Genomic DNA, 18,284 nt, shown 5'->3' with positions numbered 1-18,284 from the left:
ACAGACCCGACTCGGGCGATGGCGTTCGCCGCCCGGTCGGYCGCCACACCCCTCGGTCCAACCGCTATGATTGGCCAGCACGCTGGGAGGCTTCGCCTAGTCCGGTCTATGGCGCCGCACTGCTAATGCGGTTTGGGTCTACAGCCCATCCGGGGTTCAAATCCCCGAGCCTCCGCTCCCAGATCAGGGGCCTGACCAGGGACCCGCTCGCCAGTAGCGGATCTTCAGATCGGGCCCCTGCGTCGTTCCTGAGATCCTCTGATTGGCTCAGCCACCCGTCGCAGTGCTCGCCGCGGCGAGTTCGCTCAGGTGGTCGCAGGTGGTCGTCTTCGCGAGCATCGCGATCTCCTCCGACGTCGACGGCCCGGGAATGGTCCTGTTGCGCTCGAACCGGGCCGGGATGTTCGTCAGTGCCACGGCGTCGCCATCCAGCCGCGGCGGCGCTGCCCCTTGGTTGCGTTCGCTCGGGCTGCACGTGGATGAAGGTCAGCCGGGCCTGGGTTGAGGCGAGCAGACCGACGGCAGCCTGGTCTGAATCGCGGCACGGCGCTGGCCCAGCCCGCCCAAGGAGTCCCGTTGACAGAAGTGGATCTACGCGCCCAGGCCGACTATGACACCGGCGAGGTCCGGATCAGCCGCCACCGCCATGACGATGGCGAGAGCATCGGCAACACCGGCGTCCTCCGGCTCGACAGACCGGACCATGAGGCCGACCTTGGGCAGCTCGAGCGGGCCGCCGACATGCTGCTCGCCGAGAACGGCTTGAAGCGCACTGGCCCGTGGCGTCGAGGCCGGCATTGGAAGATCGCAACCACGGTCACCGAAGTCGAGCCCGTGCCGACCGCCAGCTGAGCCGAAGCGGCGAGCGTCCGTCCTCCCAGCTGCGAGGGCACACGCGGCGATCATCGAGGGGCTGGTGTGTCTCGGGCGGAGCTCAGCCCGGAGCCCCCTGTCGATGTCCTGGTGCCGCACCGACACTGCCGGTCGCGGACCGTCGGTCGCGGACCGTCGGTCGCGGACCGTCGGTCGCGGACTGCCGGGCACCGACTGTCGGTCGCTGGGGCATTGCCGGCGTCGCGGTCCTGGTCCTGTACCGGTGCGGCACGAACGTGGCGAGGCGTATGGCCCCCGCCTCCGCTGGTTCTTCCGCGCTGGCCCTTCTCGAACCGCAGGTCTTGGCCCTCGTGGCCGTGGGCGCCTCGCCGCCGGTCGGGAACGCGACAGAGGATCGGCAGGTCACGGGGCTAATGTCGGTGTCGGTGATCTGTTCGGTGACGGGATCGTCGCTGTTCGCGCACCTCAGATGATCTTGCTGTGAAGGGAATGTCGATGTACCGGATCCGCTCCCTTGTGGCCGCCCGGGCGGCCCATGCGCTCGCATTCCATTCCAGCGCAGGCGGCGACCCGGTGACGGCGGCCTCTGTCTGACGCGGGYGGCCCCAGCCGCACTCACGCCGCGCTCGCAGCGGCGCCTACCGGCCGGCGGACGTCGCCCCGACAGTGATCGCCGCGCCGACACCGTCCGCCCGGCGGTGATCCAGAAGCCGGCGGGAGCCTGATCGACCCGCACCCCGACGTGGCTGGCCGCGACGTCGCCTGCCGACCAGGCGACGGAACCGCTCCGCCCAGGGCGCTCGGCACCTGCCGATGCGGGCCGAGGCCAGAAGAGACCACGTGCACGGCGCCGCTACCGGCGGCTCATGGGGAATCCATACATCCGCTGATGGGAGGCGTTTCGTGGCTGCCTTGCTCCGCCTGCTTCGCCGCTTGTTCACCCGTACGCCCGCCAAGCCGCGTACCCGTTGCGTATGGCCGGACTGCGCGGGAACCTGCCCCGCGCTGCCTACCGACGGCTGCGCACTCGGGTTGCGCCCGCCCGACTGGAAGTGACCCGCCAGGCAGACACCCGTCGGGCCCCGGTCGACAGAGTCGAGGCCGCCCGCGTAACGCCGCCCGCGTCGCCCGTTCCAACCAGGGCTCCCGCGCTACACAGCGCGGGAGCCCTGGATTTCTTTTAGGCGTCCATGCCCCGGTCCCCGGTCAGTGCCAGTCGCTGATCTGCACGTCGCGGGGTGACGGGGCACCGGTGCCGGTCTCCACGAGCGACTTCAGGCTCATCAGGTACGTCGCCCACTTGGTGCTGCAGTGGTGCATGAACTCCACGGGCTCACGCCAGCCCCGGTGCGCGAACATGATGATCGTGTAGTCGCCCGAGGTCCGCAGATCCCAGCTGACCTGGGTGCCGATCCAGTCCTCCGGGCCGTCGATCACTTCCCAGAGCACGCGCTCGGCCGGCTGGGTCTCCAGCACCTTCATGTCGAAGCCGCCCGGCAGGAACTGGAACTTGAGCACATCGCCGGCCTCGCCGTCTCCGCGTGTGTCGTCGGTCCACCAGCCCGCCAGGCCTTCCACCGTCGTCAGCGCACGGAACACCGCTTCGCGCGATGCCGTGATCCCGACGCGATGCAGAATGTCCACCATCGTTGCCTCCTCTTGTCCTTCTCCGCCGGCTCCACCCGTCCGCTGCCGCGGCCGAGGTGCGTTCAGGTGCTCTTCTGGATGGCTTCGGCGATCCGCTTGATCCGCCGCAGCCGGGCGTCCCAGGCGTCGCCGACGGCGTTCAGCTGTGCCACGGCGCGCGCGAGCTGGGCCTCGTCGACCTGGTAGCGCTTCTCGCGCCCGGACGGCGTCGCGTGAACCAGGCCGACGCGGTCGAGGACGCCGAGGTGCTTGGCCACCGCCTGCCGGGTCACCGGCAGCTGTTCGCTCAGCGACGTGGCGGTCCCGGCGCCGGTGGCGAGCAGCAGGTCGACCAGACGCCTGCGGGTCGGATCCCCGATCGCCGACCACAGGTCGTCGTTGATCGTGACCGTCATCGCGCCGAGACCAGGCGTTCGGCGCATGCCCCGATGCGGGGCACGTAGGTGTCCCAGCCGGCGACGTGATCGTTGTACTGGTGCTCCAGCGTCGCGATCTCCCAGCCCTGCTCGCGGAATCCGGTCTCGGTGAGCCGGAGCAGCGTGCCCGAGCCGGACGGAACGAGCTCGAAGGTCACCAGCAGCGAGTTGCCGTCGACCGCTGTCTCTCCCGCCGGATGMGTCCAGCGGAAGGTGAACAGCCGCGGCGGCTCGGCGACCACCACGGTCATGGGGACGACCTGGGCTCGCGGGTTGTCGCCGTCAGCCCACGCCAGTTCTCCCGATGCGCCGGCGGTCGGCTGGACATCGGACTCGGCGTACCACCACTCCCGGACGTGCTCGGGCTGACTGATCACCTCGAACACCACCTCGGGCGGGGCATCGACGTGGATCTCGCGCTCGATGCTGGCGTACTCCATGAGATCTCCCGACTATCGCAACCATTGGTTGCTAGTCAGGTTATCGCCGCTTCCAGGGAAGCGCAACCATCGGTTGCTTGATGTGGAGACGCTCGGTGCCGCGCGACCTCGGCGGCGATGGCAGAGCCGCGGCGGCGATGACACGGCTACGGCTGAGATGACACGGCCACGGCGGAGGCGACACGGCCACGGCGGAGGCGACGCTGGAACCGCTGGAACCGGCAGGGGCGGGGCGCCGTCGGTGTCGCCGACCGGCCCGGGTCCCGCTCGTCAGGCGCGCCCGGACGGGCCGGGAGGATCCCGATCTTCCGGCGGTGGCGCCTGCCATCCGGCCGACACTCCCGGCACCTGCGCCGTCCCCGGACTAACCTGGATGCGTTGCATCCCGTCCGCACATGGGCGCTTTCGGTGACTTGCCTGAAGTCTGCCCCTACCTGAGGAATAGTGGGCGACTCACCAGGGAACACAGCAATCCCCTGGGTCAGAACTTCCGGAGGAGGATCCCCGTCATGGCTCACTATGTCTGCCCCGGCTGCAAGACCAAGTCCGACCGGGTTGCCACACGCGCCGAGGCCGCCCAGCTGCTGGAGATCCACCGCCAGTACTTCTGCACCGTGGCCAAGATGGTGCAGGGACTCAGGCGTCGCTAGCTCCGCGCCAGGTGCCGCGACGGCGCCCTGGCCCGCGCGTTCGTCCGGCCGTCCGGCCGTCCGGCCGCTCGCCGATGGTCTCGGCGGTCAGTCGGCACGGCGGGTGGGCAGCAGGCCCCTGCCGAACGCCTCGGCAACGGCGGCGGCTCGGTCGTTCACGTCCAGCTTGGCGTAGATGTGCAGCAGGTGGGTCTTCACCGTCGCCTCGCTGATGAACAGCCGCCGGGCGACGTCCCGGTTGGTGGCGCCGCGGGCCACGATCCCCAGGATCTCCAGCTCCCGGGCGCTCAGCGGGTCGCGCGTCGGGGCCGGGGCCGCCCGCATCTGGCCGAGCAGCCTGGTCGCGACCGACGGCGAGAGCACCGCCTCACCGCGGGCGGCCGAGCGCACCGCGCGGATCAGGTCGTCGCGGGGCGCGTCCTTGAGGAGATAGCCGGTGGCGCCCGCCTCGATCGCCGGGACGACGTCGCTGTCCGTGTCGTACGTCGTCAGTACCAGCACCCGGGCGTCGCTGCCGCCGGCGCGCAGCGCGGTGATCGCGCCGACCCCGTCGAGCCCGGGCATCCGCAGATCCATGAGCACCACGTCCGGTCGCAGCGCCCCGGCGAGCCGGACGGCGGCGGCGCCGTCGCCGGCCTCGCCGACGACCTCGATCGACGGGGCGGCGGCGAACATGCCGCGCAGCCCGTCGCGCACCACCGGGTGGTCGTCGACGAGCAGCACCCGTACCGGATGGTCGGCCTGTCTCTCCTGGTCAGGGCCAGGAGCGGACGCCTCAGGCATCGACGGCCCACGCAGGTGTCCCGGCCATCGGCCGATCCGTCCCCTTCATCCCCCTCATTTCCGTTTCCCTTGTCCTGGCCACCGTCGCCCCGGTGTCGTCCGTCGCCTCGGCGTCGGCCCTCGTCCCGGCGTCGCCACGCGGCGCCGGGATCGCCGGGAGCGCGGCGGAAACCGCGGTACCCGCGCCCGGTTCCGACTCGACGCTGAGGCCGCCGGCGAGCCGGGCGACCCGCTGGCGCATCGCCGCCAGCCCGAACCCGCCGCCGCGCGTGTCCCCGTCGCCCCCGGCTCGGCCGGGGCCGGCAACCTGGTCGGTGTCGAAGCCGACGCCGTCGTCGCGGATGTCGACCGTCACCACGTCGGACATGTAGGACAGCGTCAGCCCCACCCGGGTCGCGCTCGCGTGCCTGGCGACGTTGGCCAGCGACTCCTGGGCGACCCGCAGCACCGTCGCCTCCACCTCCGGGTGCAGGACGACGACCGGCCCAGTGGCCGACACCTCGACCGGCACTCCGTTCGCCTGCGTCCACCGGGCCGCGACGTCGGCCAGCGCGTCGGGCAGCGCCGCCTCGGCGAGCTCGGCGGGGCGCAGCGCCCGCACCGACCGACGGGCCTCGGTCAGGCTTTCCCGGGCGAGCCGCAGCGCGGTCGACAGATGATGTCCATGCGTGCCCGCCTGCTCGGCTGCCTGTAGCTGGGTGATGATCCCGGCCAGGCCCTGCGCCAGCGTGTCGTGGATCTCCCGGGCGAGGCGGGCCCGTTCGTCCAGGGTGCCGGCCTCCCGGGCCTGTACCACGAGCTGGGCGTGCAGGCCGGCGTTCTCGGTCAGCGCGGCCTGCAACCGCCGGTTGGCCTCGCCGAGCTGGGTGATCGCGCGTCCGCGAGCGGCCCGCTGCTCGGTCGAGATGGCGTCGAACCAGGTCAGGGTGCCGGCGACGCCGACGTTGAAGCCGAAGACGACCACGTAGAGCAGCAGGTAGCCCCAGGACGTCGGCACCCCACCGACCTGCGACGTCGCGACGATCATCGCGGTGACGACCGCGCCGAGCATGCGCCGCCACCCGGTCAGCAGCGCGGTGGACTCCAGGTAGCCGGTGAAGGCGAAGAAGCCGTACCAAGGCGCGAGGATGACCAGGGTTGCGATCAGCGCCAACAGGATGACCAGGTAGCCGGTCATCAGCCGCCGCCGGCCGGCCCAGGTCGGATGCAGGACGCGGAACCACACCATCCAGCCCGCGGCGACCATGGAGAGCCCGATTTCCACCGCGATCTGTGACCAGCGGTCATCGCTCGGCACCAGGGCGGACAGCAGGACCGAGATACCAAGGCCGATATACGGGATGATGCGGTAGGCAAGCAGCTCCCGCCGCTCCCAGGCTTCGACGACGACATCCGCGCTCGTCAGCGACGCGGCGTCGCCGGCCCCGTCTGGAAGGTCCTGCCCAGCCGGTGAGCCCGTCACGTCAGGCACCGTCGACTCGGCCGCGACCCCGACGCCAGACGCGCGGGACGCCGCCGGTTCGGCCGCGACGCTGGACGCGCCGGGTGTCACCGATTCGGCCGACAGACCAGACGGCTCGGCCATGCGACMCCCCTTTCCCGAACTCGCTCCAGATCGTCTACCTGGTCTCTACCTGGCGCGGCCTGGTGACGGCGCATTGGCGCAGCGCCAACGTAACCACCGGACCGACCTCGAACATCGGTACCTGGCACGGCCTGGTGACGGCGCGTTGGCGCAGCGCCAACGTAACCACCGGACCGACCTCGAACGTCTGTACCTGGTGTGGCCTGGTGACGGCGCATTGGCGCAGCGCCAACGTAACCACCCCACCGACCCCGAACCAGGCCAACCCCGTCCGAGCACGCCAGCCCCGAAACCAGGCGGGGAGGGCGCCCAGGCGCCCGACGGAATCGGGCGCGTCCAGCGTCCCGATTCCTTATGTCCAGCGGAACCAACGGGCCGCGCCGAGGCTGCACAGGACGATGTAGGCGACCATCACCCCCACATGCGACAGGCTGGGCCACGACCCGGACATGGAGTCCTGCAACCCGCCCACCGCGGCTCCGAGGGGGGTCGCGTCACCGATGTGCACGAGCGCGTCCGGCATCGCCTCCCGGGGCACCCACAGCCCGGCGAAGAACATCAGCGGGTAGAACGCCCCGACGCCGATGCCGTTCGCGACCCCGGCGCTTGGCGCGACGGCCGCGATGAACAGGCCGAGCGCGATGAGGGTCGCGATCGTCAGCAGGAGCGCCAGCACGTAGCCGACGGGCTGTTCCGGCGTGGGCACGTGGAACGCGGCGGCGCCGACCACGTGGAGCAGCGCCGCGACGAGGACCGCGAGACCCGCGATCACGGCGCCCTGCGCGGCCAGCAGCAACGCGGGGCTCGCCGGCGTGGTCGCCAGGCGCTTGAGGACGCCCTTCTCCCGGTACCTGGCGAGGGCCCCCGGCGCCAGGCTCAGCCCCAGCAGCGCGACGACCATGACGATCGTGATCGGCAGATAGAGGTCGATGACCCGTGCTCCGCCGAGGTCGGCGCTGTGCTCGCGGAAGGACGGGACACAGCCGAGGATCACCACGAGAACGACGGGCAGGCCGACGGCGAACAGCGTCGTGCCAGGGTCGCGCAGCGCCAGCCGTGCCTCGCTGCGCACCAGCGCTCCGAGCATCTTCCGGGACATCAGGACCTCCTCGTCGCGCGGCCGGCGGTGCTTCCCTTGGCCGATGCCTTGGTCTGGGGCGCGCTCTCGCCCGCGCTCTCACCGGCGCCCCTCGGTTCGGGGGCCGGCGAGCTGGTCAGCGAGAGGTAGGCGTCGTCCAGCGTGGCCTGCTCGATGCGCAGGTCCTGGGCGACGACCTGGTGGCGGGCGAGCACGGCGACCACGGCGTGCACCAGCTCGCCCGTGCCGGTCACCCGGACGGTCGGCCCGGCGTGGGTCACCGAGGCGACCTCGGGAATGGCGGTGAGGAGGGAGTCGTCGATCGGTACGGAGGGCCTGAACCGGATCGTCGACGCGCCCTTGGCGGCGCGGACCAGCCCGGCCGGGGTGTCGAGGGCGACGATCCGGCCGGCGTCGAGCACGGCGACCCGGTCGCAGAGCCGCTCGGCCTCCTCCAGGAGATGGGTGACGAGCAGGATCGTCACGCCGCGGTCGCGAACCCGTTCGACGAGGTCCCAGACGTCGCGCCGGCCGTGCGGGTCGACGCCCGTGGTCAGCTCGTCGAGCACGGCGACCCGCGGGTCGCCGACCAGCGCCAGCGCGAGCGAGAGGCGTTGGCGCTGCCCGCCGGACAGCTTGCCGAAGCGGGTCCGGCGTACCTCGGTGAGGCCGAGCTCGTCGCGCAGCGCGGCGGTGTCGACCGGGGCGTCGTAGAACGCGGCCTGCAGGGCCAGCGCCTCGTCGACGGTCATCCGAGCGGGCAGCTCGCTCTCCTGCAGCTGGACGCCCAGCTGGGCCGTGAGCGCCTGCCGGTCCGCCCACGGGTCCAGCCCGAGGACGCGGACCGTGCCCTGGTCCTGCCCGCGCAGTCCCTCGATGATCTCGACGGTCGTGGTCTTGCCGGCGCCGTTGGGGCCGAGGACGCCGAAGATCTCACCCTGTCGCACGCTGAACGACACCCCGCGCAGTACCTCGCGGTCGCCGTAGCGCTTCTCGAGGCCAGCGACCTCGATCGTGGTGGAGCCTGAACCAGCCATGGCTCAACCCTGCCGCCGCCGGCCCTCGTTGTGGATCAACCATCCGGCCATCCCTGCCGCGGGCCGGCTGATGCGTCCATCAGCCAATTGGTCGATGGCATACGCCGTGCCGGCCAGTGTTTCGCGGAGGCCGAGCAGCCGCGCCAGGACAGGTGAGACGGCTCGGCGGCCCGGCCCTTGTGGGCGGGGCCGCCGAGGGGCGAGCGGGTTCGAGCTGGTTCGAGTTGGTCAGGCCGAAGAGTGCGCGGTCATGGCGAAGCCTCGCGCGCTCTTCGACCCGTGGGACCAGGCGTCAGCTGACGAGGTCGAGGAGCTTGCGGCCGTCGACCCAGTTGCCGGTGAGGTCCGTGAACCCCTTGCCGTTCCAGGTGAGCAGGCGCACGGCCGAGTTGCAGATCGACGGCAGGAGATTGATCTGCTTGCCGTCGCAGGTGAACGGATGCGCCATGACGTTCGGGTATTCCGTGGTCGCCCTAAGCGCGGTGGTCAGCGCCGCCGGCGTCGGGTCCGGCAGGGTCTCGAGCAGGTTGCGGACCACCAGCACCGCCGAGAACGAGCCTTCAGAACCGGAGGTCCGCTGCTCGGCCGGCACCCGCTTGGCGAAGGCCGCGGCGGCGGGGTCCTTGTCGCCGTCGGTCGCCGGCAGGTAGCCGGAGGCGAAGACCAGGTTGTCGGTGTGCCCGTTGGCCGCCTTGGCGACGGCGGGGCTCGCGCAGGAACCGATCAGGTACATCGGTGTCTTGATGTTGAGCGCGCTCGCCGCCTGGACGATGCGGGCACAGGCCTGCGCCTGGAACACGACGACGATCGCGTCGGGATTGCCCTTGGCGGCGTTGCTGAGGGCCGGGGCGAAGTCGGCGGCGTCAGCCTTCTCCGAGGTGAGCGTGACGTCCGTCACGCCCTTTTTGTTCAGAATCTGCTTCGAGTAGTTGATCGCGATGCTGAGCAGCCCGGACAGGTCGACGTACAGCGCGTGCACGCTGTGGACCTTCTTCACCGACGTGAGGTAGTCGGTGATGCCGATCAGCTCGGCGGCGGTGCCGCCGGTCAGCGAGAACGAGTTCGGGGAGTTCAGCTCCCCGTTGAGCTGCGGCGAGCCGCTCACGTAGGGGATGCCGGCGTTCTTGTAGACGTCCATCGCCGCCTCGGCGCCGACGTCGATCCCACCGATGACGGCGACCGGGTGCTGCGCGACGAGCTTGTTCGCGCAGCCCTGCGACGACTCGGGCGAGCCGTTCGTCGCGCAGGTCACCAGCTTGACCGGCCGGCCCTTGACCCCGTCCAGGTCCGCGTTCGCGTACGCGGCTGCCGCCTCCGCGGCGACCCTGGTCTCCGGGAACGAGCCGACGGAGCTGTTTTCCTGGGTCACATAGCCGAGCAGCAGCGGCTGCCCGGTCGGCCCGGCGGCGGGCGTCCCGCTGCCCGTGCCGTCGCCCGCCGAATCCCCTCCGCGTTGGCTCGTACACCCGGCGAGAACCATCACCAGCGCTACGCAGCCAGCCGCGAGAACACGCCCAAAACGGATCACGCCCAGGAAGCTACACTCCCGTCGGCAGCCGGGCGCGGTCGAGTCGAGGTTGGGGACAGGTGTGTCCACGTATCTAGCCGCGTTGGTTCTCGGGCTTGGCACCGGGGCCGTATACGCAGCACTCGGACTCGGCCTCGTGCTGACCTATCGGGCATCTGGCGTGGTCAACGTGGCGCACGGCGCCTTCGCCATGTATGCGACGTACCAGTACGCCGAGCTGCGTGAGGTCGGCGACATCGTCTTCCCCATCGTCGGCGTGCCGCCACGAATTCATCTGACCGACCACCCGTCGTTCATCCTGGCTTTCMCGGTCTCGCTGGTGCTCGCCGGACTGTTCGGGCTGATCGGCTATCTGCTGGTGTTCCGGCCGTTGCGCTCCGCGCCGCCGATGACCGCCGTCGTGGCCGCCGTCGGGCTGATGATCGCGCTGCAGGCCGTGGCCGTGATCCAGTTCGTCTCCGGCCCGTCGGGTACCGACAGCCGGTCCCTTGACCCGGTGCTGACGCAGAGGCCCGTCAAGGTGCTCGGCACGACGGTCCCCAGCGACCGGCTGCTGCTCGCCGCGCTCGCCATCGCCGCCGGGCTGGTGCTGTGGGCCGTGTCCCGGTGGACCCGGTTCGGGCTCGCCACGCGGGCCGTCGCCGCCGACCCCGACACGGTCGCGCTGTGGGGCTACCGCACCGAGCTGATCGCCGCCGCGAACTGGGTGGTGGCCGCGGTGCTGGCGGCGGCGGCCGGCATCCTGATCGCGCCCGTCTCGTCCCTCAACCCCGGGACGTTCTCGCTGTTCGTCGTGCCCGCGCTCGCCGCGGCGCTGCTCGGCGGCCTGTCGTCGTTCGGCGCGACCGTGGCGGGCGCGCTCGCCCTCGGCATGGCCCAGTCGGTGCTGCTCCAGGTCCGGCAGGACGTGAGCTGGCTCGACCAGCCGGGGCTTCGCGAGCTGTTGCCACTGCTGCTGCTCATCGGGGTCGCCGTCTCGCGCGGGCAGCTGGTGCCGGGCAGGGTCACGACCGCCGCGGCCACCACCCGGCTGCCACCGGTGGGGCCGCCGACCGGGGCGCGGCGCGCGGCGCTCACGCTGCTCGCCGGCGTCGCCGTCGGCGCCGGCGCGCTGTTCCTCCTGCAGGGGACCTACCGGCTCGGCCTGGAACGCAGCCTCGCCGGCGCGGTCGTCTGCCTGTCGTTCGTCGTCCTGGTCGGCTACGTCGGCCAGCTCTCGCTCGCGCAGATGTCGATCGCCGGCGTCGCCGGCTTCCTGCTCGCCCGCCTGCAGCGCGGCCTGCACATCCCGTTCCCGGTCGCGCCGCTGCTCGCGACGGCCGTGGCCGCCGCCGTAGGCCTGCTGCTGGGTCTCGTCGCCCGCCGGGTGCGCGGCATCGACCTCGCGGTCATCACGCTCGCCGCCGGCGTCGCGATCCAGGAGGCGGTGTTCGCCAACCCGCTGATCACCGGTGGGCTCGGCGGCACCAAGGTGCCGGCGCCGAAGGTGTTCGGCATTGACTTCGGGCTCAACGGCCCCGGCTTCCCCCGGGTGCAGTACGGGCTCCTGTCGCTGGTCGTGCTGGCCGCCTGCTGCTACGGCGTCGTCCGGCTGCGCGGCTCCCGCTTCGGGCGGCGGATGCTCGCCGTCCGCGCCAACGAGCGAGCGGCGTCGGCGGCCGGCGTCGACGTCCGGCGCACGAAGGTCCTCGCGTTCGGGATCTCGGCCGGAATCGCGGGGCTGGGTGGCTGCCTCCTCGGCTACGGCCAGGGCACCCTGTCCTTCGACTCGTTCGGCGTCACCGCCTCACTGTTCTTCCTGGCCGTCGTCGCGGTCGGTGGGGTGACGACGGTGTCCGGGGCGCTGGTCGCCGGGCTGCTGGTGCCGGGGGGGCTGGTGTTCACCGCGCTCGACGACCTGGCCGGCCTGGGCGACTACCAGTCGCTGATCTGCGGGCTCGCCGTCGTGGTGTTCGCGGTGCTGCGGCCCGCCGGACTCGCCTACCGGCGCCCGGCGGTGCCCGTGACGGCCGGCGCGCACCGGGCCGGCCGCGGCGGCGTCCGGTCGGGCGGGGCGCGCGGCATCGCCGCCCAGCTGAGGCCGGAGAGCAGGACGGGCCCGTCGAGAGGACCGGCCCCGCCGGCCGGTGCCGACTCCCGGGCCGGGGCCGCCCCCGCGGGCGAGCCGGGGACCCCGGGTGACCAGCGGCCCGGAACTGGCGTGGCCGGTGGGGCGACGCCGGAGGGAGACGCCCGGTGAGCGGGTCAGCGAGTGGGTCGGCGCGTGGGTCACTGCCGAACATGGGGGCGCTGGTGGCGCCCGAGCGCGGGCTCGCCGTCGACGGGCTCACCGTCCGCTACGGACGCGTGACCGTCGTCGACGACGTGTCGTTCGTCGTGCCAGCCGGCACGATCATCGGACTGATCGGCCCGAACGGCGCCGGCAAGACGACCCTGATCGACGCGATCACCGGCTTCGTCCCCGGGGCCGACACCGACGGGTCGATCCTGCTCGACGGCGCCCGGATCGAGTCGCTGGCGCCGCACGAGCGGTTCCGGCGCGGCCTGGCCCGCACGTTCCAGTCGCTGGAGCTGTTCGAGGACCTCTCGGTCTCCGAGAACCTCGCCGTCGCCGGCAGCGGCGCGGGCGGACCCGCCAGCCCGGCCCTGTCCTCGTCGCTGGCGTTCGCGGTCTCCTCCGCCGGGCCCGCGTCCACCGGACCGATCACCATCAGCCCCGCCACCGGGCCGCTGGCCATCGGCGCGGCGATCACCGACGGGCTCGCCCGCGCGGGGCGCGGCGGGATCGACCTCGCCGCGGTCGGCGGCCGGATGCCGGACACGCTGACGCACGACCAGCGGGCGGCGCTCGCCTTCGGGCGGGCGCTCGCCGGCAGACCGCGGGCCGTGCTGCTCGACGAGCCGGCCGCGGGCCTGGACGTACCCGGACGGGCGACACTGTCCGCCCGCCTTCGCGGGCTGGCCGCCGCCGGGATAGGCGTGCTGCTCGTCGACCACGACGTCGAGCTCGTCTTCTCCGTCTGCGACGAGGTGGTCGTGCTGGACGGCGGACGGGTGGTCGCCCAGGGACCGCCCGAGCGGGTCCGGGTGCATCCCGCCGTGCGCAGCGCCTACCTGGGCACCGGGCCGGGCGACGCCGACACGGCCACCCCGCCGCGGCCCCGCCGGCCGGCGCCCGCCGGCGACACCACGCCGGCGAAGCCCGGTTCCGCCGCGGCGCGGGCGATGCCGCCCGTGCTGCTGGAGGTCGACCGGGTCGTCGGGCGCTACGGCGGGCGGCGCCGCGGCGTGCTCGCCCTCGCGGGCGGTGGCGTCCCGGCCGGGGCGCCGGTCGTGCGCGACGTCTCGCTCACCGTCCGCCCAGGAGAGATCGTCGCTCTGCTCGGCCCGAACGGCGCGGGCAAGACGACGCTCATCCGCATGATCTCCGGGCTGCTGCCGCCGGTCACCGGCACGGTCACGCTGCTCGGCTCGCCCACCCGGCGCGCGACTCCCGACCGGCTCGCGAGGCGGGGGCTCGCTGTCGTGCCCCAGGGGCATGGCTCGGTTCCGACCCTGACCGTCCGGGAGAACCTGCGGCTGGCCGTCCGCCATCCCGCGCCGCGTGGCGCCGCCGGGGCTGGCTGGGCCGGTTCCGACACCGCGGCTGGCACTGGCGCGGGCACCAGCGCCCCGCGTGCTGGCGCCCCAGCCGCTGGCACTGGCGCTGGCGTCAACCTCTTCGGCGGTGACGCCGCCCGCGCCGATTCCGCCCGTGGTGACGCCGCCCACGCTGATTCCGCCCGTGGTGACGCCGCCCGCGCCGGTACCGCCCCGTCCGTCGGCTCCCAGCGGGCCGGGGAGCGGATCGCGGCCGTTCTCGAGCTGTTCCCGGCGTTGCGCGCGCTGCTCGGCCGGCCGGCCGGCGCGCTCTCGGGCGGCGAGCGCCAGCAGCTCGCGCTCGCCCTCGCGCTGGTCCGCCGGCCCGCGCTGCTGCTGGTCGACGAGTTCTCCTTCGGCCTCGCGCCCGRCATCGTGCCGCCGCTGCTCGCCGCGCTGCGCCGCGTCGCCGACGAGACCGGCCTGGGGGTGCTGCTCGTCGAGCAGCACGTCTCGCTTGCGCTACGGGTCGCCGACCGGGCCTACGTCCTCGACCGCGGCCGCATCGCCCTGCATGAGGACGCCGCGCACCTGGCCGCCCATCCCGAGCTCATCGAGGAGAGCTACTTCGGCGGGACCRCGCAACCGCCCGACTGAAGGCGTACCCTTCGCCCGCCCCGGTCCGGCTCCGCGTCGTCCCGGTCCTGCTCCGCCCCGGCCCGGATGGATCGGCGGATGTGTCGTTCCCGCCAGACACGGTCATGAGTTGTGATCGGCCGCCCGGAACGGCCGACTTGTCGGACCCGTGGAGCATGCTGAGAGACCRAGCCGCCCACGAGGGGCCCAACCGCGTACCACTGTCTCGCCGGAATCGTAGGTATCACGATGCGCAAGTGGCTGCCGTTGCTGACGGTCTGTCTGGGCACGTTCATGCTGCTGATCGATGTCACGATCGTGAACGTCGCGCTGCCGAGCATGGTCGACGACCTGCACGCGTCCTTCGGGGCGCTGCAGTGGGTCATCGACGCCTACGCGCTCGCGCTGGCCGCGCTGGTGCTCGGTGCCGGCTCGATAGCGGACATCGTCGGGCACCGCCGCGCCTACGTCGCCGGGCTCGTGGTGTTCGCCCTGTCGTCGTTGATGTGCGGCCTCGCCCCGAACGACGGGCTGCTGGTCGCGGCGCGCGCCGTCCAGGGCATCGGCGCCGCCGCGATGTTCGCGACCAACTTCCCGCTGCTCAACGCCTCCTACACGGGCCGGGACCGGGGCGCCGCCTATGGGATCTGGGGAGCGGTCGCCGGGGCGTCGTCGGCCATCGGTCCGATCGTCGGCGGGGTGCTCACCGAGTACATCTCCTGGCGGTGGATCTTCTTCGTGAACCTGCCCGTCAGCGCGGTCGCCGTCGTGCTCGCGCTGACGGTCCTCACGGACGCGCGCGCGCAGCTGCGCGTCCGGGTGGACGTCCCGGGCATCGTCAGCTTCACCGCCGCGGCCGCCGCCGCCACGTACGCGCTGATCAGGGCGAACGACGACGGCTGGTCGGACGCGGGCGTCTGGCTGCTGCTGGGCGGGACGGTGGTGCTGCTGGCGGCGTTCGCCGCGCTGGAGGCGCACTCGTCGCACCCGATGTTCGAGCTGTCGCTGCTGCGCAACCGCTCGTTCGTCGGCGTGCTGGTCGCCGGCCTGCTGATGACGTTCGCCGCCTTCTCCGCCTTCACCTACACGTCGATCTGGCTGCAGTCGGTGCTGCGGATGAGCCCGCTGGAGGCCGGCCTCACCGGCATTCCGCTGTCCATCACCGCGTTCTTCGTCTCCGCGCTGCTCGGCCGGATCCTGCACGAGCGCCGGCCGGACCTGGTGATCGGCAGCGGGCTCGCGTTCATCGGCGTCGGCGGCCTCGTGGTCGCGCTGCTCGTGCACGGGTCGGCCAGCTGGCCGGCCCTGATTCCCGGCTTTGCGATCATCGGTATCGGCGTCGGCATGACGACCCCGATGCTCGGATCGGTCTCCATGTCCCTGGTGCCCGTCCAGCGCACCGGGATGGCCGCCGGAGCGGTGAACACCATGCGCCAGCTGGGCTTCGCCTTCGGCATCGCGGCGCTCGGCAGCGTCTTCGTCGCCCGCGCGCAGGACACCCTCGCGGGCAAGCCCATCCCCGCGGGCAGCGGCCCGGCGGCGCACGCCATCGCCGGCGGGCAGACCCCCGGCCTGCTGAACGCCGTCCCGCCGGATGCCCGGCCCGCGCTCGATACCGCCGCGCACGCCGCGGCCGTCAGCGGCGTCCAGGCGACGTTCGCCGTGGCCGGCGCCGTCGGCGTCCTCGCCGCGATCCTCGTTCTGATCCTCATGCGCCCCGTCAGGGCGGCGGCGTCGACGGAGGCCGCCGGGGCCGGCCGGACGGACGAACGCGAGACCGTCCCGTCGACGACCTGAGCCGCGCGCCTCGCCGGGCGTGCGTGGCGCTGAGGTTTCCGGCGCCGCCCCGGCGAGGCGCGTCAGGGCGCGCGGTCGGTGGGGATGGGCCCGCGGGTGCCGGCCAGTGGCGTAGCCGCGAACATGCGCCCAGCCTTGATCGCCACCACCGTGTTGCCAGCGTCGTGATCTGACCGCATTCGCGACGATGACAACCCGGACCCGGCGATCACCTGGGCGGTGCTCTAGTCCTTGGTCGCGGCCGTGTCCGCTGGCTCGGCGTCACCGGGCTCGGCGGAGCCTTCCAGGGAGTCGGGGGGAAGGATCGCCGGGACTACGCTGCGGCGTAGGTAGGCGCGCAGCTTGGTGTCGCTGGACGTGCGGTCGCTGTCGAAGATGAGCAGCGAGAGCAGCCAGCGGATCAGCGTCTCGGTGATCTCGTCGAGCCGGGACTCGAGTGACGGGTCGTAGCTGGTGATCGGCTCGAGGATGGCCCTGGCGATCTCCAGCGAGTTCTCGGACAACGCCTCGTTCGCGGCCCACGGGTCCGCCGGGGCCTGGCTGATCGGGTGCAGCGCCGGCTCGGCGCGGAACTCCCGGCGGGCGGCGATCAGTGCCTCCACCGCGAAGTCGCCGGCCGTCTTCGACCGGCGCCGGGCCGCGACGACGACCCGTTCGGCGATCGACGCGCCCGCCTGCTCGAGCGCGACCGAGACCAGCGCCTCGCGGGTCTCGAAGTACGCGTAGACGGTCGGGCGGGAGACGCCGGCGATCGTCGCGATCGCGCTGATCGAGGTGCGTTCCAGGCCGTGCCGCCGGATGCAGGTCAACGTGGCGTCGATGATCTTTTCGCGGGCCGACTCGGCGGCGGCGGCGGGGGAGCGGCCCGACCAGGGGGCGCGGCGGACCGGCCGCGGCTGCGCGTCGGCCGCGCGCTCGCGGATCGGTTCCACCGTTCTCCTCTGTATCGGACGTGGCAGCGTCGGAGGCGTCGTGCCTGTTAGGCAACGCGTCATGCTATTGCCGAGGAAATCTACAGCCTATCCGCCCCGCCAACGTGCCGGCGGGTTGCGTGACTATGGGTATGTGGAATAAGCGGGAATTGTTGTTGGAACGCGGCGGACGCGCTGTGCGCGGCTAGCCCTGCCGGGCCGGCCCGCGTCGGGCCAGCCGGGTCCTGCGGGGGTCCTGCGGGTCCCCCTTGGCTGCCTCGCCTCCGCCTCCGCCTGCGCCTGCGCCGTCAGCTCCGCCGCTCGTCGCCGGTGGACGGGCCGAGCCGGTCCAGGATGGCGGTGCCCAGGTCAGGGCGACGCATCAGTTCGCGGAAGGCGGTGCTCTCGGCCTGCCGGGCGCGCTCGATGCCTGCCCGCTCGGCATCCCGGATCAGCCGGGTGGTCGCGAGGACGGAGGCGAGCGGCTTGTCGGCGATCGTCGAGGCGAGCGCCAACGTCTCGGCCAGCAGCGTCTCCGCCGGGCAGACCCGCAGCGCCAGGCCCGTCTCCACCGCCTCCGCCGCCGAGATCCATTCCGCCGCCAGCAGGGCCCGCGCCGCCCGCTGCCGGCCCATCCGGCGAGGCAGCAGGTAGCTGCTGCCGGCCTCCGGAGCGACGCCCATCGTGGTGAACGGCGCCAGGAGGCGAGCCTCCTCGGAGATGAGCACGATGTCGCAGTGGGCCAGCATGGTCAGGCCAAGCCCGACGCCCACGCCGTTGACGGCCGCGAGCAGCGGCTTCGGGAATGTCGTCAGCGCGTCCAGGAAGGCGTTGAAGGGACCGCCGCCGGTCGTGCCCGCGGCCTCCGTCTCCTCGGTGGCCTTCGTCGCCTTCGCCGTCTCGGTGGTCTCGGCATTCCCCGCGGCGACCGTGGACGCCTGGGCGGCCATCTCGACCAGGTCGGTGCCCGCGGAGAAGTACTTGCCCGCGCCGGTCAGCACGACGGCGCCGATCGCGTCGTCGCCGGCCGCGGCGCGCAGCCCCTCGGCGGCGGCCAGGTAAAGGCCGGAGCTGAAGGCGTTCGCCTGTCGGGGCCGGTTAAGGGTGAGCAGCCGCACCCGACCGGTCGTGGACGTCAGCAGCAGGTCACCCGACGTCGTGGGCGCCGCCGCTTCGGGAGCCGCGCCTAACGCGGGCTCCGCGGACTCCGCGGGCTCGGATTCGGCCGACTCGGACCCGGTGGGCTGGGACTCGGCAACCTTGAGTTCGGCAACCTTGAGTTCGGCAGCCTTGGACTCCGGCTCGTGGGTGGCGTGAGGCGCCGCGGTGGTCTCAGGCATGCCCTGCAGTGTCGACCCGAGGC

Annotated in this window: 16 protein-coding genes and 1 tRNA gene; 6 read left to right on the top strand and 11 right to left on the bottom strand. The window is 72.6% G+C overall.

The window, feature by feature from the left end; genetic code table 11:
* Positions 1 to 85: 85 nt before the first annotated feature.
* Positions 86 to 175: transfer RNA gene (locus BL253_RS21430), tRNA-Ser, on the top strand.
* 92 nt (positions 176 to 267) lie between these two features.
* Here the strand turns inward: BL253_RS21430 and BL253_RS42375 are convergent.
* Complete coding sequence (locus BL253_RS42375) at positions 268 to 417, bottom strand: hypothetical protein (RefSeq protein WP_158230389.1); 150 nt, start codon at positions 415 to 417, stop codon at positions 268 to 270.
* A gap of 159 nt (positions 418 to 576) precedes the next feature.
* Between BL253_RS42375 and BL253_RS21425 the strand changes: the two genes are divergently transcribed.
* Positions 577 to 852 carry a hypothetical protein gene (locus tag BL253_RS21425; RefSeq protein WP_131831537.1) on the top strand — a complete coding sequence of 92 codons (276 nt, stop codon included), beginning with the start codon at positions 577 to 579 and terminating at the stop codon, positions 850 to 852.
* Positions 853 to 2,040: 1,188 nt separating this feature from the next.
* On the opposite strand, the gene BL253_RS21415 is transcribed toward BL253_RS21425, so the two are convergent.
* The 3 genes from BL253_RS21415 to BL253_RS21405 form a co-directional block, all read right to left on the bottom strand.
* On the bottom strand, positions 2,041 to 2,481 hold the full coding sequence (locus BL253_RS21415) for an SRPBCC family protein (protein WP_076818920.1): 441 nt from the start codon (positions 2,479 to 2,481) through the stop codon (positions 2,041 to 2,043).
* A gap of 62 nt (positions 2,482 to 2,543) precedes the next feature.
* Complete coding sequence (locus tag BL253_RS21410; protein WP_076818919.1) at positions 2,544 to 2,876, bottom strand: ArsR/SmtB family transcription factor; 333 nt, start codon at positions 2,874 to 2,876, stop codon at positions 2,544 to 2,546.
* Positions 2,873 to 3,337 (bottom strand): SRPBCC domain-containing protein, encoded by a 465-nt coding sequence (locus BL253_RS21405; protein ID WP_076818918.1) that lies wholly within the window; start codon positions 3,335 to 3,337, stop codon positions 2,873 to 2,875. Before BL253_RS21405 ends, BL253_RS21410 begins: the two co-directional genes overlap by 4 nt.
* Before the next feature lie 509 nt (positions 3,338 to 3,846).
* Between BL253_RS21405 and BL253_RS42970 the strand changes: the two genes are divergently transcribed.
* Positions 3,847 to 3,987 (top strand): hypothetical protein, encoded by a 141-nt coding sequence (locus BL253_RS42970; protein WP_198946343.1) that lies wholly within the window; start codon positions 3,847 to 3,849, stop codon positions 3,985 to 3,987.
* A gap of 87 nt (positions 3,988 to 4,074) precedes the next feature.
* Here the strand turns inward: BL253_RS42970 and BL253_RS21400 are convergent, their stop codons facing one another.
* From BL253_RS21400 to BL253_RS21375, 5 genes are all read right to left on the bottom strand, one after another.
* Positions 4,075 to 4,770 carry a response regulator gene (locus BL253_RS21400; protein ID WP_076818917.1) on the bottom strand — a complete coding sequence of 232 codons (696 nt, stop codon included), beginning with the start codon at positions 4,768 to 4,770 and terminating at the stop codon, positions 4,075 to 4,077.
* Positions 4,763 to 6,355 (bottom strand): sensor histidine kinase, encoded by a 1,593-nt coding sequence (locus BL253_RS21395; protein ID WP_081438535.1) that lies wholly within the window; start codon positions 6,353 to 6,355, stop codon positions 4,763 to 4,765. Before BL253_RS21395 ends, BL253_RS21400 begins: the two co-directional genes overlap by 8 nt.
* A 352-nt stretch (positions 6,356 to 6,707) precedes the next feature.
* On the bottom strand, positions 6,708 to 7,454 hold the full coding sequence (locus BL253_RS21385; RefSeq protein WP_081438534.1) for an ABC transporter permease: 747 nt from the start codon (positions 7,452 to 7,454) through the stop codon (positions 6,708 to 6,710).
* Complete coding sequence (locus BL253_RS21380; RefSeq protein WP_076818915.1) at positions 7,454 to 8,470, bottom strand: ABC transporter ATP-binding protein; 1,017 nt, start codon at positions 8,468 to 8,470, stop codon at positions 7,454 to 7,456. The genes BL253_RS21385 and BL253_RS21380 overlap by 1 nt, the downstream gene beginning before the upstream one ends.
* 292 nt (positions 8,471 to 8,762) lie before the next feature.
* The gene (locus BL253_RS21375) at positions 8,763 to 9,998 is read right to left on the bottom strand and encodes an ABC transporter substrate-binding protein (RefSeq protein ID WP_241834983.1); all 1,236 of its coding nucleotides are present in this window, start codon (positions 9,996 to 9,998) and stop codon (positions 8,763 to 8,765) included.
* A 61-nt stretch (positions 9,999 to 10,059) separates the two neighbouring features.
* Between BL253_RS21375 and BL253_RS21370 the strand changes: the two genes are divergently transcribed.
* The 3 genes from BL253_RS21370 to BL253_RS21360 all read left to right on the top strand — a co-directional run bounded on the left by BL253_RS21370 (position 10,060) and on the right by BL253_RS21360 (position 16,010).
* Positions 10,060 to 12,237, top strand: coding sequence for an ABC transporter permease (locus BL253_RS21370; RefSeq protein ID WP_081438533.1), 2,178 nt, complete (start codon positions 10,060 to 10,062; stop codon positions 12,235 to 12,237).
* Positions 12,234 to 14,234, top strand: a complete 2,001-nt coding sequence (locus BL253_RS21365) for an ATP-binding cassette domain-containing protein (protein ID WP_241834982.1) — start codon at positions 12,234 to 12,236, stop codon at positions 14,232 to 14,234. Before BL253_RS21370 ends, BL253_RS21365 begins: the two co-directional genes overlap by 4 nt.
* 228 nt (positions 14,235 to 14,462) lie before the next feature.
* A complete protein-coding gene (locus BL253_RS21360) occupies positions 14,463 to 16,010 on the top strand; it encodes an MFS transporter (protein ID WP_076818912.1) in 1,548 nt (515 codons plus the stop codon).
* Positions 16,011 to 16,234: 224 nt separating this feature from the next.
* On the opposite strand, the gene BL253_RS21355 is transcribed toward BL253_RS21360, so the two are convergent.
* Positions 16,235 to 16,942: a TetR/AcrR family transcriptional regulator gene (locus tag BL253_RS21355; protein ID WP_076818911.1), complete on the bottom strand. Its 708-nt coding sequence runs from the start codon at positions 16,940 to 16,942 to the stop codon at positions 16,235 to 16,237.
* Between the two features lie 287 nt (positions 16,943 to 17,229).
* Complete coding sequence (locus BL253_RS21350; RefSeq protein WP_076818910.1) at positions 17,230 to 18,261, bottom strand: enoyl-CoA hydratase/isomerase family protein; 1,032 nt, start codon at positions 18,259 to 18,261, stop codon at positions 17,230 to 17,232.
* Positions 18,262 to 18,284 lie beyond the last annotated feature (23 nt).

Source organism: Pseudofrankia asymbiotica (assembly GCF_001983105.1).
Lineage (GTDB): Bacteria > Actinomycetota > Actinomycetes > Frankiales > Frankiaceae > Pseudofrankia > Pseudofrankia asymbiotica.
Note: the sequence above shows the minus strand (reverse complement) of the source record. Positions and strands in the feature narration are given on the sequence as shown.